The organism is Ensifer sp. ENS11 (assembly GCF_014851895.1).
Classification (GTDB): domain Bacteria; phylum Pseudomonadota; class Alphaproteobacteria; order Rhizobiales; family Rhizobiaceae; genus Ensifer; species Ensifer canadensis.
On record NZ_JACVAN010000010.1, the window covers coordinates 171,988 to 185,732 of the forward strand.

A 13,745-nucleotide genomic window follows, 5' to 3' on the forward strand; every position below is an offset into this window, starting at 1 on the left:
GGCGCACTCAGTCGAGCACGCCGCATTACTTCAGTGTTCCGAAAATCAGCATGCTTCACCTCGATCCTCGTGCTCGAGCGAAGCATGCCGACCGGACATCGAGCCCGCGGCGACAACGAGGCGGGCGAGCCCGTTCCGTCGTCCAACTCCGCAGTATCGATCGTCTGGCTTGTGACAACAGGCGCCGACGGTTCGCGTCGACGCCGGTCGCGGGATCAGTAACCGAGACCCTTCTTCGCTTCGTAGATCTTCATCGGATCGTCGGCCTGGGTGTAGAGCTTCGATTCCGTCTGGATCCACTTCGGCGGCTTTGTTCCGTCCTTCTGGAACGCGGCGAGCGCGTCGAAAGCGGGGCCTGCCATGTTCGGGGTCAGTTCGACGGTGGCGTTGGCTTCGCCCGCGGCCATCGCCTGGAAGATATCCGGCACGGCATCGATCGAAACGACGAGGATGTCGCTGCCCGGCTTCAGGCCGGCTTCCTTGATCGCCTGGATGGCGCCGACCGCCATGTCGTCGTTGTGGGCGTAGAGCGCGCAGATATTCTTGCCGCCGTCTTCGGCCTTGAGGAAGCTTTCCATGACTTCCTTGCCCTTGGTGCGGGTGAAGTCGCCGGTCTGGCTGCGGACGATCTTCAGGTTGTCGTGGCCGGAAAGCGCCTGCTCGAAGCCCTTCTTGCGATCGATCGCCGGTGAAGACCCTGTCGTGCCCTGGAGTTCGACGATGTTGCACGGCTTGCCGGCAACCGTGTCGGCAAGCCATTTGCCGGCGACATTGCCTTCATGCACGAGGTCAGACGTGACGGCGGTCATGTACAGCTCGTCGGACGCATCGACGGTTCGGTCGAGCAGGATGACGGGGATTTCCGCGTCCTTGGCTTCCTCGAGAACCTCGTCCCAACCGGTGGCGACGACGGGGGCAAGCAGGATGGCGTTGACACCCTGGGCGATGAACGAGCGTAGCGCCTTGATCTGGTTTTCCTGTTTCTGCTGGGCATCGGCGAATTTCAGGTCGATGCCGCGCTCTTCAGCCTGCTGCTTCGTCAGCGTCGTCTCTGCAGCGCGCCAGCCGGACTCCGAGCCGATCTGCGAAAAACCGACAACGAGATCTGCGGCAGATGCGCTGCCAAACGTGCAGGCAGCAAGGATCGTTGCACTCGCGAGTGCTTTGGCGAATTTCATGATTTCCTCCCAAAGAAAGCTGCTCTCCTCGCAGCAGTTTCAAAAAATCATATAATAATACTTTTGTAAACTCACCTTTGAGGACAAGCGCCGAGGGCGCGCATCGGATGCGCCTCGCTTCCGGCTCGCATTCGCCGCACGGTCAAGAGGATCGAAGACAGCCGCCGATATCGCCTGCATCCCGCCTGCATTGTTCGAAACCGTTCGTTGGCGGCGAGCAGGGCATTCGTCGCACGAGCTGGTCCAGAATGAGGCTTGTCACCATTGAACGCGTGTGCAAAGATGCTCGCGTGTGCAAAGGAGTCGTGCCCGAATGAACCTGGAAAGACCATTCTATTCGAACGATCTTGAGGGTCGGGCGAGCCTTTGCCGAGACATTATCCTGTCGGCCGGAGCGCTTGTGCTCCGTGGCTTTGAAGACAGCGCGACGCGCGCCTTCTCGATGAAGGGGCCGCAGGACTTTCTGACCGAGACGGATGCCGCCTCCGAGGCGCATATCCGCAAGGCGATAGCCGAGCACTTTCCTGACGACGCCTTCTTCGGCGAGGAGGGCGGCGGATCGATCAGTAATCGTCTCTGGGTGGTCGATCCGGTCGACGGCACCGCCAATTTTGCCCGCAGCATCCCGCATTTCTGCATCTCGATCGCCTATATCGAGGATGGTCGGGCGGAGATCGGCGCCATCTACAATCCCGCACTGGATGAGCTCTACTTCGCCCGGCGCGGTTCAGGCGCGACCCGCAACGGTCAGCCGATCGCCGTCGCCGCCACCACGGCGTTTGAGACGGCGTCGGTGGAAATGGGCTGGTCCGGCCGCGTGTCGAACGAGATTTATCTCGAAACGATCCGCGATCTGCTGGCGCTCGGCACCAATGTCCGCAGGGCAGGCTCGGGCGCGCTGGCGCTTGCCTATGTCGCTGACGGTCGTTCGGATGCCTATATCGAACTGCACATGAACTCCTGGGACTGCGTGGCGGGATTGCTGCTTGTCGCCGAGGCCGGCGGTGATGTCTGTCCCTTCATGGAGATCGGCAGCCTTCGCGGCGGCGGGCCGGTTCTGGCATCCGCGCCAGGCATCGCCGGTGGGATAAGCCGGGCATCGCGGATACCGATCGCCTCGACAGGCGACGTCGTTGCCGAACTGCAGCTCGCCTGAGCGGCTCTGCCAAGGGCGCCGACAATGCGAATTCTGGGTGGCATGCCTTTCGGCGTCGCCCGATCTGGAAAGGAAACGGCATGGATGCACCTGTTTATGCGCGCCCGGCGATCAGTCTGATCGCAAGCGGGATCGGTCCGCACAAATCCGATCTCTATATCGGCGGCAGCGACGGCGCACGCGATCTCGAATTGCTGAAGCACCACGGCATTTCGGTGGTGGTCAACTGCGCGATCAATCTCGATATCAACTGGGTGCGCGAGAGGGAGGCTGACGATGGTGGCGATCTGCGGCCGAGCGGCTATGCCGACATTCGCTACTACAAGCTCGGCCTGATCGACGGCGAAGGCAGTCCGGATACGATGATGCTCGGCGCCTACTACATCCTGGACGGAGCACTGCGCCAGGCGATGCCGAAGCGCGAAACCTATCCCTTCGCCGATGGCGGCAATGTGCTGGTCAACTGCCGCGGCGGACGCAGCCGATCCGTCTCGCTCGTGGCCCTGTTCCTGCACAAACAGCAGCCGGAGCTTTTCCCGACGCTTGACGCCGCGGTCGCCCACATTCGTGAATACCGCGAACTGCGTCCCGACGAGTGGTTCGAGACACCGAAGCCGATGCTTTACGAGGCGGCACGCCGGGCGTCTGAATGGATCGACATGATCGCCGGCAAGACATCCGGGCGGGACTGATGTTGAAGCGCAGCCAAGCCAGTATCGCCGTCATCGCCGACGCGCATTTCCACGATCTCGAAGGCGATTTCGATTTCCCCGGCATGAGCATCGACGGGCAGCGGATGATGGTTCGCAGCTGGGCCGAAACGCGGCAGTCGACCCGTGTTTTTAACGAGAGCGCCAAGGCACTTTCAGTGGCATTGGACGAGGTGCGGGATCGGGGCATCCGGCACGTCGTCCTGCTCGGTGATTACACCGATGACGGTCAGCGGCAGACGACCGCAAGCCTGCGCCGGATCCTCGACCGGCACGCCAACGCATACGGCACCGCCTTCTATGCCCTTCCCGGCAATCACGACATTTTCGGTCCGACGGGGCGCCACCACACCAAGGAGTTCCTCGACCAGGATGGCGCCAGCGTCTGGGTGACCAGCGATCCTGCGTCGACGGCGGCGGGCGCGATCGTCACTCCGCGCATGTATTGCGAGGGATATCCCACCGGCCTCGGCCCGATGGCTGCCTGCGGCTATTTCCGCAAGCCGGAATATCTCCATTGGGAGACGCCGTTCGGCCTGTCCGACGATATCGAAAATCGGCGTTACGAGGTGGTTTCGCCGGATGGAAGCAACCGATATTCGTTGATGGATGCCTCCTATCTGGTCGAGCCGGAACCGGGAATCTGGCTGTTGATGATCGACGCCAATGTGTTCGAGCCACGGGATGGCACGTTCGTAGGCGGCGAGGAAGCAGCCTTTGTCGACAGCACCGCCGCCGGCTGGAACGCCATGCTGCGCCTGAAACCCTTCATCGTCTCGTGGATCACAGACGTCTGCGCGCGGGCAGAGGCGCTGGGCAAGACCGTGCTCGCCTTCTCGCATTACCCGGCGCTCGATCCATTCGACGGCGCGACCGGTGCCGAGCGTGTGCTCTTCGGGGAAACCAACATCGCCCGCCGCACGCCGCGCCAAGCTGTCACCGATGCCTTGCTGGGCGCCGGGCTGACCGTGCATTTCAGCGGCCACCTTCATGTCGAGGGTGTAACGCGACGCACCCGCGGCGAGCGCCAGTTGACCAATGTGGCAGTGCCCTCGCTCGTCGCCTATCCTCCAGCCTTCAAGATCATTCAGCCGGTGAACGGCGGTATTGTCGTCGATACCGTCGAGCTGTCGGCGAAGACGGTGGATCCGCGTCTGGCGCAGGCCTATCGCCGCGAGACGGAGCGGCTAGGGGAGACGGACGAAGCCGCCTTCAATGCCGAGGATTACGGCGCTTTCCTGCGGGCTCATAAGTTGGCCTTGGTTCACCACCGCTATTTTCCCAAGGAGTGGCCGCAGGATGTGGTGAGCCGCGTCTCGGGCGCCACGCTCTCAGGTATCTGCGCGGAACTTCTTGATGCCGACGTGGTGGTGCAAGCTTTGCACGCGCTTGCAAAAAAGTCCGGATTTTCGGCCGAACAAGTTGCTGCCTGCCGCATGATCGATGTCATCGCCGACTGGTACTGCCTGCGCCAGGCGGGTCACTTGGCGCTGCCTGCGATATCGCCAGAGCGGCTGCGTCTTTACCGCGCCCTTTCCGAGCGCTTCGGCCGAGAGCCGGATGAGGGGTGGGACCGCTCTGTCGCCGGTTTCCTGTCGATCTTCCTGGGCGCGTTTGCCGCCTTTCTCGACCGAGCGGAAGTGGGTGCGCGGCAGATCGAGATCACCTTGCAGCGAGAAGCGAAGGAGGTTGTTTGACCATGGACCAGCAGTCTTTTGTATTACCCGGTCGAGGGGTGAAACCGCCGGCAAGCGTCCCGGAGTTGAAGGAGGCGTTTCGCCTCGGTGCCCGCGGGCTCAAGGGCGGGCGGCTCGAAGTCGCGAAGTTCGCGCTATCCCATCCCTATGACATCGCCTTTGCGAGCGCACGGGAAGTGGCTGAGCGGGCCGGCGTTTCGACCACCACGGTCATGCGGCTGATCAGCGATCTGGGCTTTGAGAAATACGCCGCATTCCAACAGTTGTTCCGCGAGGAACTGCGCCGCGGCAGACAATGAAACTGGGCTTCGAGCAGTAACGAACCGAAGGACCGTCCGACCGGAGTGCACCCATGGAATCGGCCATCGTCAGCATCAATCTCGTTGGCGCCGTGGCGCTGCTGCTGTTCGGGCTTTCGCAGGTCAAGGATGGCGTGCAGCGCGCCTTCGGCGCCCGGCTGAAGGCCGGCTTGGCCGCCGGCACGCGCGACGGTTTGCGATCCTTCCTCGCCGGACTGGTTGCGACGATCGCACTGCAAAGCTCGACTGCGACGGCACTGATGATCGCATCCTTCGCCGAACGCAATCTCGTTGCGCCGCGCATGGCGCAGATCGTGCTTCTGGGCGCCAATGTCGGAACGGCGATGACGGCGTGGATCGTGTCGATTGGCATCGGCTGGCTCTCACCGCTGCTGATCCTCGTCGGCGTCATCCTTTCACGGGGAACGTCGAATGGGCGAAAAGGCGGTGGCGCCGCCCTTGTCGGCGTCGGGCTCATGCTGTTGTCGCTGCATCTGATCGGTCTTGCGACGGAACCGGTGCGCGCATCTGCGGCGCTCTCGGCCTTTTTGGCGATGCTCGACAATGCCTGGCCGGTCGCACTCATTTTCTCGGCCATGCTGGCGATCCTGGCATCCTCGAGCCTCGCCATCGTCGTCCTCATCCTGTCGCTCGCGGCAACGGGCGGCATTTCGACCGGGCTGATCATCGTCCTGGTCCTCGGTGCCAATCTCGGCGGCGCCGTGCCGCCGGTCCTGGCGACGCTGCATGCGCCGATCAGCGCGAGACGCGTGACGATCGGTAATCTCATCGTGCGCGCCATCGGCTGCTTGGTGGCGCTGCCGCTTGCCGGCTATTCGGCACAGTTGCTCGATATCCTGCCGCTGTCGCATGACAAGCTGCCTGTGGATGCGCATCTCGTCTTCAATCTGGCGCTGGCGGTGCTTGCATGGCCGCTGTCGCGACCGCTCGCCCGGATGACCGCGCGGCTGTTGCCGGAGCCGAAGCAGACGCCGGACGCGCCGAGCTATCTCGACGAGGACAAGCTTTCGATGCCGGTGGCAGCCCTTGCCGGCGCCAGCCGCGAAGTCCTAAGCGTCGGAGATCTGATCGAAAGCATGCTGGCGCAGGCAAGCGATGCGCTGCAGCATGCGGATCCTGCGAAGCTCGCGGGCATCAGCACGCTCGAAGGCCGGGTCGATCGGCTGCAGCATCAGATCAAGGTCTATGTCTCGCGCCTTGGTCAGGCGGATATCGGCGAAGACAACCGCCGGCGAGCAATGGATGTCGTCGACTACGCTATCAATCTCGAACATATCGGCGATATCATCGAGAAGGGCCTGCTGGCCGAACTCGCAAAGAAGATTGCGTTGGGCCTGACCTTTTCGAGGGATGGCCACGAGGAGCTGACACGGCTGTTTGCGATCACGCTCGACAACCTGCGCATGGCGCAGACGGTGTTTGCCACCCGCGATGCGGCTTTGGCGCGGCGGCTGGTGGAGGTCAAGGAAGACGTCCGTCGCCTTGAGCGCCAATCGGCCGAGCGGCACCTGCAGCGCCTGCGCGAGGGGCGGGCGGAAAGCATCGAAACCAGTTCGCTGCACCTCGATATGCTGCGCGACCTCAAACGCATCAACGCCCATATCGCATCGGTCGCGCATCCGATCCTCGACGACAGCGGCCTGTTGATCGAAAGCCGCATCCGACAGGCCGGCTGATTTCGAGAGGCGCGCCTGGAGGAGGGACTAACGCACCGTCTTGCGCTCGATCATCGACACGGGCACCACCTGCAGCCGGGTCGCGGGCTCATCGGTTTCGAGCGCCGTCAGGACGTTCGCGGTCAATGTCGATAGAGACTGCTCGATGGTGGTCAGCTCATAGCTCTTCCAGCTCGCCTGGGGAATATCGTCGAAGCCAACGACAGACACATCCTGCGGCACACGGCGATGCATTTCGATGCGAGCGGCATCGAGGAAACCCAGCGCCAGCAGATCAGTGACGCAAAATGCTCCGTCAATCCGCTTGTCGCGCAAGAGGTCACAACCGGCCTGATAGCCGCTTTCGTAGCTCGTCGGCCCGTCCGACCAGGCGACCACCTCGATCCCGGCGGTCTGCATCCGCTGCGTAAACGCAGTCGCTCGCCGAACCTGTGCCGGCGTCTGGCTGGCACTGGAGACGACCGCAACCTTCTTGCATTTGGCCGCGATCAACCGGAGTGCGGCTAGGTCCGCCCCGTGCGAATCGTCACTCAGCACCATGTTGGTATCGGTGCGATCGAGCCGTTGATTGACCAGGATCAGCCGGACGCCATTGGCGATACACTCATCGACGATCGAGGACGGCGGCTCGCCCGAAAGCACGACGATCGCCTGGGCGCGGAATTCAAACAGCAGCTCGATCAGCGGCGCGATATCCTTGCGCGCATCGGCGGCGTTCAACAGCAGGCACTGGAGCCCGCGCCGGAGCAGGCCGATGCTCAAGAGATCGAGCTGCTTGGAAATGAAGGGCGCACTGAGGTTGGTGCCCACGACGCCGATCAGGTTCGAGCGGTCGTTGTTCAGCCCCTGGGCCAGCCGATTTACTCGATAGCCGAGTTCGCGCGCCGCCTTCAGTACCTTGCGCCGGACAGGCTGCGAGACGCTGGCACCCGGCGTGAACGTGCGCGAGACGGCCGAGCGTGAAACACCCGCGCGTTTTGCGACCTCCTCGGCCGTGACGAACCCTCGTGCCATGGTTTCCCCCAAAGAATCAGCTCGCGGCTATCTGGGCCACAAATGCCGGTTCATTCCAACGAAAAAGTATCCTTTGGCTCTGCAGGTGATGTCGCCTGAGTGCTGCGCGCCCGCCGGAAATCCGGCTGTTTTAGTTCGCCATTCCCTATGCGGCTGGAGCGTCTTCGCTGGCCAGTCGCGAGGCAATGACCACGTGTTCGAAAAAAGCGGATCCATCTGAGAAAAATATGCAATAAAATCAAAGCGATAAATCGTTGCGCACGTGTGCATTTTTTTGTTGACAAGCGCGACCTCTCAATGGATCATGCATTCCATAGGCGGTGACGAAATGGAATTTTTGTTCCGTCTATGTTCGTGATGATGGCGCCGGCTTCTGAGGAGTGGCCGGTGCCGTCGGGCCCGATCCGGACAGGATCGTTGATCGGGGTCGGTCGCGAACAGGGAGGATTGGATCGATGACGAGATATCGCGTTCTCGCGGCGGGTTGCCTTGCTCGACATGGAGCAGGGGCGGCTGCCTGCGCGGCTTTCCCTGATCTCCCCGTTCGCATGTTTGCTCGTCCGCAAGGCGCCGGCGCATAGCCGGATCGTGTTGCGAGGCGAGGTCTCAAGGGGAAAGAGCATGGCTTTTCTAAGTGATTCAGCGAAGGCGCCTCGGGCCGCGGGCGGTGAGGCCGCTGTGCCTTCGGCCTGGCAGGTCTGGCGATACCGGTTGAAGGTCGCCTCCCGTGAGCCGACGACATTGATCGGGGTTCTGACGGCACTGCTCTTTACCTATCTGATCGTCGTGCCGATCATCTCCATCGTGCTTGATGCCGTGCAGGTGCAATTCGGGCACGAGCGACGGCTCGGCAAGGATTTTGGCGACCTGACGCTCTATTATCTCGACCGGACGTTCACCTCGCCTGTCTCCGTCGATCTCTTCTGGCGGCCGCTGTTCAATACGCTGTCGGTTGCTGTCGGTGCGATCCTGTTGTCGCTATTGATCGGGACCGTTCTCGCCTGGCTGATCAGCCGCACCGACATGTTCGGAAGGCGCTGGTTCGCGACCGCCCTGATCGTGCCTTACATGCTGCCTGCATGGACGTTCGCGCTCGCCTGGACCACGCTGTTCAAGAACCGCACTGTCGGCGGCCAGCCCGGCTGGTTCGAGGCTCTCGGCTGGACGCCGCCGGACTGGGTCGCCTATGGCCGTTTTCCGATCACCATCATTCTCGCCCTGCACTATACGCCTTTCGTCATTCTGCTGTTCGGCTCGGCGCTTAGGCGCTTCGATTCCCAGCTGGAGGATTCCGCCCGCATCCTCGGCGCCAAGCGCTACCAGGTGGCAATGCAGATCATCCTGCCGCTGATGCGCCCGGCGCTGATGTCGTCGATGATCTTGATCTTCGCAAAGTGCCTCGGCGAATTCGGCGTGCCCTATGTGCTCGGCCTGCCCGTCAAGTTCGAGGTGCTCTCCACCTCGCTCTTCCGCAGCATCGCCTCGCGCCAGACGGGTGTCGCCGGTGTCGTCGCCGCCTCCATCATGCTGATTGGCATCATCACCCTGATGATCGACGCGCGGCTGGTGCGTGAAGCGCGCCGCTTCGTCACCATCGGCTCCAAGGGCTCGATGAACCGGCAAAGCCGCCTCGGCAAGCTCAGGCTTCCGGCAACGGGTTTCGCCGCGACGATCTTCATGCTGAGCGTCGGTCTGCCTCTCCTGACCCTGTTCCTGTCGACGGTCATGAAGCTGCCGGCACAGTTCACCCTCGACAACTTCACGCTCGACTACTGGATCGGCCGAGACCTTCATACCGTAGCGCTGCAGACCGGCGTGCTCCTGAGCCCCGATCTCTGGGCGGCCGCCAAGAACACGCTGATGATCGTCGGCCTCGCCTCGATCGCCTCGGGCATTCTCGGCCTGCTCGTCGGTTATGTCGTCATCCGCACGCCGGTCAGAGCCCTGTCTGTCTATCTGCGCCAGGTGACGTTCCTGCCCTATCTGGTGCCGGGCATTGCCTTTGCCGCCGCCTATCTCTCGCTCTTTGCGGTTCCCCGGGGTCCGATGCCGGCACTCTACGGCACCGTCACCATCCTGGTGCTGGCGCTGATGGCCGACCAGATGCCCTACGCCTCGCGCGCCGGGATCTCGGCCATGACCCAGCTCGGCAAGGATCCGGAAGAGGCGGCCCAGATCGCCGGCGCCGGCTGGTTCCGCCGCATGATGTCGATCGTCATCCCGATCCAGAAGGGCTCGCTCGTCACCGGTGTGCTGCTGCCGTTCATCTCCGGCATCAAGGGCCTCAGCCTGTTCGTCATCCTCGCCGTGCCCAGCACCGACGTTCTCACGACCTATTCGCTGCGGCTCGTCGACTACCACTACACCCAGGCGGCAAACGCGGTCGTGCTGATCATCGCCGCCATCGCCTATCTCGGAACTCTGGCAGCCCAGAAGCTGACCAAGACCAATCTTGCAGAAGGACTCGGAAGCTGATGCCCACTATCAATCTGCGCGGCGCCCAGAAGAATTATGGCGTCAATTCCGCCAATGCCGTCTCCAACCTCGATCTGGAAATCCGCGACGGCGAGTTCATGTGCCTGCTCGGCCCATCGGGTTGCGGCAAGACGACGACGTTGCGGATGATCGCGGGGCTGGAAAACCTGTCGGGCGGCGAGATCCGCATCGGCGACCGGGTGGTCGATTCGATCTTCGACGGCGTCTTCGTGCCACCGGAAAAGCGCGAAATGGGCCTGGTGTTTCAGAGCTACGCGCTCTGGCCGCATCTGACCATAGAGCGCAACACCGACTTTGGTCTGCGGCTGCGCAAGCTGCCGAAGGCCGAGCGTGAGGCCCGTGTCGAAAAGGTCATGCAGGCGCTCGACATCGCCAAGTACCGCGACCGCTATCCGTCGCAGCTTTCGGGTGGCCAGCAGCAGCGCGTGGCACTTGCCCGCATGCTTGCCGTCAATCCGGGCGTGCTGCTGCTCGATGAGCCGCTGTCGAACCTCGATGCGCGGCTGCGGCTTGAAATGCGCGCCGAACTCAAGCGCCTGCACAAGGAATTCAAGACGACGATCGTCTTCGTCACCCACGACCAGTGGGAAGCGATGACGCTGGCAACGACGATCGCCGTCATGAACGAAGGCACGCTGCAGCAGATGGGCACGCCGAACGACATCTATGACCGCCCGGCCAACCGCTTCGTCGCCGAGTTCGTCGGCAGCCCGCCGATCAACATCCTGTCCTTCGAAAAGAAAGACACGTCGGATGTTGCCAAGGAGGCGGAAGCCTACCTCTCTGCCCGCTATCCCGGCCTGCGCGGCATCGGTTCCATCGGCATCCGTCCCGAAGCGCTCAGCTACGCCACGAGGAAGGAAGACGTTCCGCAGGGAAGCTTCAGCGGCAAGATGGTCGTCACCGGCATTCTGCCGACGGGCGGCAGCTGGATCCTGGAGCTGAAGAGCGACAGCCACACGCTGTTCCTGACGACGCATGCGCTGCCGCGGCTGGAGCTTGGAGAAAAGGTCCGCTTCTTCGCGCCGCCGGAGGCGCTGCACGTCTTCGACAAGGACGGCCAACGCATTGCCGAGGCCGACAAGCTGCTGCGCAGCACGAAGCTGAACTGACGAAATTACTGATCGTATCAACCGAAAGACGAACACCGCTTACTGAGGAGGAGCAGTCGATGCATTTTCGGAAGAATGGAACGGCAGACACCAAAAGCCGTTGCCTGCTATGGACGACGGCCTTTGCCGGCCTCTTGGCGGGGCAGGCGATGGCTGAGGACGCCTTCGACCTGAACGCACTGGTCGAGGCCGCCAAGAAGGAAGCGCCGATCACCGTCTATGACAGCACCGGCAAGATCGTCGAGATGGCCAAGGCGTTCTCGGCCAAATACGGCGTCGCCGCCGAAGGATCGAAGGTCAAGGCGTCGGCGCAGCTCGAGATGATCATCCGCGAGGCACGCGCCAACAATATCCAGGGCGACGTTTCGATCATCAGCGATGCGCCGGCCGCGATGGCTCAGCTGATCCCGCAGGGTTTTGCCGAGAGCTGGCTGCCGCCGGACATGGCGTCGAAGATTCCGGAGCAGTACCAGAATCCCCTGACGGTGGTCACCAGCGCCAACGTCTGGGCCTACAACACCGAACTCTACGACAAGTGCCCGGTGACCAACATCTGGCAGCTGACCGGCGCGGAGTGGAAGGGCAAGGTCGCCATGCAGGACCCGCTCGGCAAGGCGTCCTATGTCGACTGGTTCAACCAGATGGCAAAGCACGGCGACGACAAGGTCGCCGCCGCCTACAAGGAGCTCTACGGCAAGGACCTGGAACTCGACGATGGCAGCGCGACGGCGGCCTGGGTGAAGGCGCTTGCCGCCAACGCGCCGCTGCTGACCGATGCCGACGCCGCGGCAGCCGATGCCGTCGGAGCGCCGGGCCAGTCGCAGCCGTTCATGGGCCTGATGAGTTCGGCAAAGTTCCGCGACAATGCGGAGAAGGGCATGAAGCTCGGGCTCTGCACGGATCTGAAGCCATGGCTCGGGTGGATGTATCCGGGCGTCGGCCTGATCACCAAGGGCACCAACAGCCCGAACGCCGCCAAGCTCTTCATCCACTACGTCATGACGGAGGAAGGCATCGCGCCGCAGGCGGTCGATGGTAAGATGTCGACCAATACCGATGTGGCACTTCCGGCTGACGAACCCTCGGGCATCGGCAAGGTTCTCGACCAGGTTCTGCCCTACCAGATGGACACGAGCCTCGACGACTGGGATGCGCGCGAAACCTGGCAGGATTTCTGGCGGGTGAACTACCAGAAGTGATGGCTCAGCCGGGAGAGTGACGACATGATGGAAATGAAACGCAGCGCGTTGCGCGACCGCCCATTAGCCTGGGCGGTCGCAGGTAGCCTTGCTGCCATGACACTGACCTGTGGGCCGGCGAAGGCTGAAGAAGCCTTCAACCTCGGCGCCCTGATCGAGGCGGCAAAGAAGGAGCCGCCGATCACCGTCTATGCCGTCACCGGTAAGATCGTCGATACGGCCAAGGAGTTCTCGGAAAAATACGGCGTGCAGGCGACGGGCAAGAAGGTCAACGAAGCCACGCAGGTGGAGCTGATGATCCGCGAGCACCAGGCCGGCAATATCCTCGGCGACGTGAGCGTCGCGACTGACGTGGCATCGGCAATCGGACAGCTGTTGCCGGAAGGTATCGCCACCAGCTGGACGCCTCCGGATCTCGCCAAGGATATTCCGCAAGCGCAGCGCAATCCTCTTGTTGTTGTCTCGGACCCTCACGTCTTTACCTACAACACCGAGAAATACGACAAGTGCCCCGTGACCAACATCTGGCAGCTGACCGAGCCGCAGTGGCGCGGCAAGCTGGCGATGCTCGATCTCTTCGACAAGCCGCTATATGCCGACTGGTTCAATCAGATCGAGACGCATCGCGACGCCGATGTCGCGCGGGCCTATGAAAGCCTTTACGGCAAGAAGCTGGAGACGAACGGCCAAAGTGCCGCAGCTGCCTGGGTCAAGGCCTTTGCAGAAAACGGGCCGCTTCTGGCGGATTCGACAACGGTCGCCAACGCCGCCGGCGCCCCGGGACAAGCCGAGCCGTTCTTCGTCATCACCTCGACGGCCAAGTATCGCGACAACCTCACGAAGGGCCTTAAACTCGGTATCTGCGCCGGCGTCGAGCCGTTTTCCGGATTTCTCTATCCGGGCTTCGGCCTGATCGCGGGCCAGACCAAGAGCCCGAATGCCGCCAAGCTGTTTGTCCGTTACCTGATGACGGCAGAGGGCATTGCACCCCAGACCGAAGACGGAAAGATCTCCGGCAATTCGACGATCGGCCTGCCGGCCGATGAACCCTCGGGCGTCGCGAAGTATCTCGATCAATTGATGGCCTTCGATGCCGCGACCGCCGGCGACGACCTCGACAAGCGCGAGGCCTGGCAGGACCTTTGGAGAATAAACCACCGAAAATGACGCGACGGGCGGTGCCGATC

11 protein-coding genes are annotated in these 13,745 nt (G+C 62.5%); 9 read left to right on the top strand and 2 right to left on the bottom strand.

What is annotated here, in order from left to right; translation table 11 throughout:
- Positions 1 to 215: 215 nt before the first annotated feature.
- The gene (gene ytfQ / locus IB264_RS20190; protein ID WP_025429934.1) at positions 216 to 1,178 is read right to left on the bottom strand and encodes a galactofuranose ABC transporter, galactofuranose-binding protein YtfQ; all 963 of its coding nucleotides are present in this window, start codon (positions 1,176 to 1,178) and stop codon (positions 216 to 218) included.
- 313 nt (positions 1,179 to 1,491) lie between these two features.
- Between ytfQ and IB264_RS20195 the strand changes: the two genes are divergently transcribed.
- The 5 genes from IB264_RS20195 (at position 1,492) to IB264_RS20215 (ending at position 6,737) form a co-directional block, all read left to right on the top strand.
- Positions 1,492 to 2,334 (top strand): inositol monophosphatase, encoded by an 843-nt coding sequence (locus IB264_RS20195; RefSeq protein ID WP_156612965.1) that lies wholly within the window; start codon positions 1,492 to 1,494, stop codon positions 2,332 to 2,334.
- An 80-nt stretch (positions 2,335 to 2,414) separates the two neighbouring features.
- Positions 2,415 to 3,026, top strand: coding sequence for a dual specificity protein phosphatase (locus tag IB264_RS20200; RefSeq protein ID WP_057206080.1), 612 nt, complete (start codon positions 2,415 to 2,417; stop codon positions 3,024 to 3,026).
- Positions 3,026 to 4,741 (top strand): metallophosphoesterase, encoded by a 1,716-nt coding sequence (locus IB264_RS20205; RefSeq protein ID WP_057224467.1) that lies wholly within the window; start codon positions 3,026 to 3,028, stop codon positions 4,739 to 4,741. Before IB264_RS20200 ends, IB264_RS20205 begins: the two co-directional genes overlap by 1 nt.
- 2 nt (positions 4,742 to 4,743) lie before the next feature.
- Entirely contained in the window at positions 4,744 to 5,040 is a 297-nt protein-coding gene (locus IB264_RS20210) for a MurR/RpiR family transcriptional regulator (protein WP_057213248.1), read from the top strand.
- A 53-nt stretch (positions 5,041 to 5,093) separates the two neighbouring features.
- The gene (locus IB264_RS20215) at positions 5,094 to 6,737 is read left to right on the top strand and encodes a Na/Pi cotransporter family protein (protein WP_057206084.1); all 1,644 of its coding nucleotides are present in this window, start codon (positions 5,094 to 5,096) and stop codon (positions 6,735 to 6,737) included.
- A gap of 27 nt (positions 6,738 to 6,764) precedes the next feature.
- On the opposite strand, the gene IB264_RS20220 is transcribed toward IB264_RS20215, so the two are convergent.
- Positions 6,765 to 7,751: a LacI family DNA-binding transcriptional regulator gene (locus IB264_RS20220; protein ID WP_057206086.1), complete on the bottom strand. Its 987-nt coding sequence runs from the start codon at positions 7,749 to 7,751 to the stop codon at positions 6,765 to 6,767.
- Positions 7,752 to 8,372: 621 nt separating this feature from the next.
- Between IB264_RS20220 and IB264_RS20225 the strand changes: the two genes are divergently transcribed.
- Genes IB264_RS20225 through IB264_RS20240 form a run of 4 tightly spaced genes read left to right on the top strand, consistent with a single transcriptional unit; the run spans position 8,373 to position 13,725 of the window.
- Complete coding sequence (locus IB264_RS20225) at positions 8,373 to 10,226, top strand: iron ABC transporter permease (RefSeq protein ID WP_057224465.1); 1,854 nt, start codon at positions 8,373 to 8,375, stop codon at positions 10,224 to 10,226.
- On the top strand, positions 10,226 to 11,359 hold the full coding sequence (locus IB264_RS20230; RefSeq protein ID WP_057206090.1) for an ABC transporter ATP-binding protein: 1,134 nt from the start codon (positions 10,226 to 10,228) through the stop codon (positions 11,357 to 11,359). The genes IB264_RS20225 and IB264_RS20230 overlap by 1 nt, the downstream gene beginning before the upstream one ends.
- Before the next feature lie 59 nt (positions 11,360 to 11,418).
- Positions 11,419 to 12,558, top strand: a complete 1,140-nt coding sequence (locus IB264_RS20235) for an ABC transporter substrate-binding protein (protein WP_057206092.1) — start codon at positions 11,419 to 11,421, stop codon at positions 12,556 to 12,558.
- A 33-nt stretch (positions 12,559 to 12,591) separates the two neighbouring features.
- The gene (locus IB264_RS20240; protein WP_375154978.1) at positions 12,592 to 13,725 is read left to right on the top strand and encodes an ABC transporter substrate-binding protein; all 1,134 of its coding nucleotides are present in this window, start codon (positions 12,592 to 12,594) and stop codon (positions 13,723 to 13,725) included.
- The last annotated feature ends 20 nt before the right edge of the window (positions 13,726 to 13,745 follow it).

What these genes read in the sequence shown, in the direction of transcription:
- ytfQ (WP_025429934.1), bottom strand. Translation starts at nt 1,178, where the DNA reads ATGAAATTCGCCAAAGCACTCGCGAGTGCAACGATCCTTGCTGCCTGC.
- IB264_RS20195 (WP_156612965.1), top strand. Translation starts at nt 1,492, where the DNA reads ATGAACCTGGAAAGACCATTCTATTCGAACGATCTTGAGGGTCGGGCG.
- IB264_RS20200 (WP_057206080.1), top strand. Translation starts at nt 2,415, where the DNA reads ATGGATGCACCTGTTTATGCGCGCCCGGCGATCAGTCTGATCGCAAGC.
- IB264_RS20205 (WP_057224467.1), top strand. Translation starts at nt 3,026, where the DNA reads ATGTTGAAGCGCAGCCAAGCCAGTATCGCCGTCATCGCCGACGCGCAT.
- IB264_RS20210 (WP_057213248.1), top strand. Translation starts at nt 4,744, where the DNA reads ATGGACCAGCAGTCTTTTGTATTACCCGGTCGAGGGGTGAAACCGCCG.
- IB264_RS20215 (WP_057206084.1), top strand. Translation starts at nt 5,094, where the DNA reads ATGGAATCGGCCATCGTCAGCATCAATCTCGTTGGCGCCGTGGCGCTG.
- IB264_RS20220 (WP_057206086.1), bottom strand. Translation starts at nt 7,751, where the DNA reads ATGGCACGAGGGTTCGTCACGGCCGAGGAGGTCGCAAAACGCGCGGGT.
- IB264_RS20225 (WP_057224465.1), top strand. Translation starts at nt 8,373, where the DNA reads ATGGCTTTTCTAAGTGATTCAGCGAAGGCGCCTCGGGCCGCGGGCGGT.
- IB264_RS20230 (WP_057206090.1), top strand. Translation starts at nt 10,226, where the DNA reads ATGCCCACTATCAATCTGCGCGGCGCCCAGAAGAATTATGGCGTCAAT.
- IB264_RS20235 (WP_057206092.1), top strand. Translation starts at nt 11,419, where the DNA reads ATGCATTTTCGGAAGAATGGAACGGCAGACACCAAAAGCCGTTGCCTG.
- IB264_RS20240 (WP_375154978.1), top strand. Translation starts at nt 12,592, where the DNA reads ATGAAACGCAGCGCGTTGCGCGACCGCCCATTAGCCTGGGCGGTCGCA.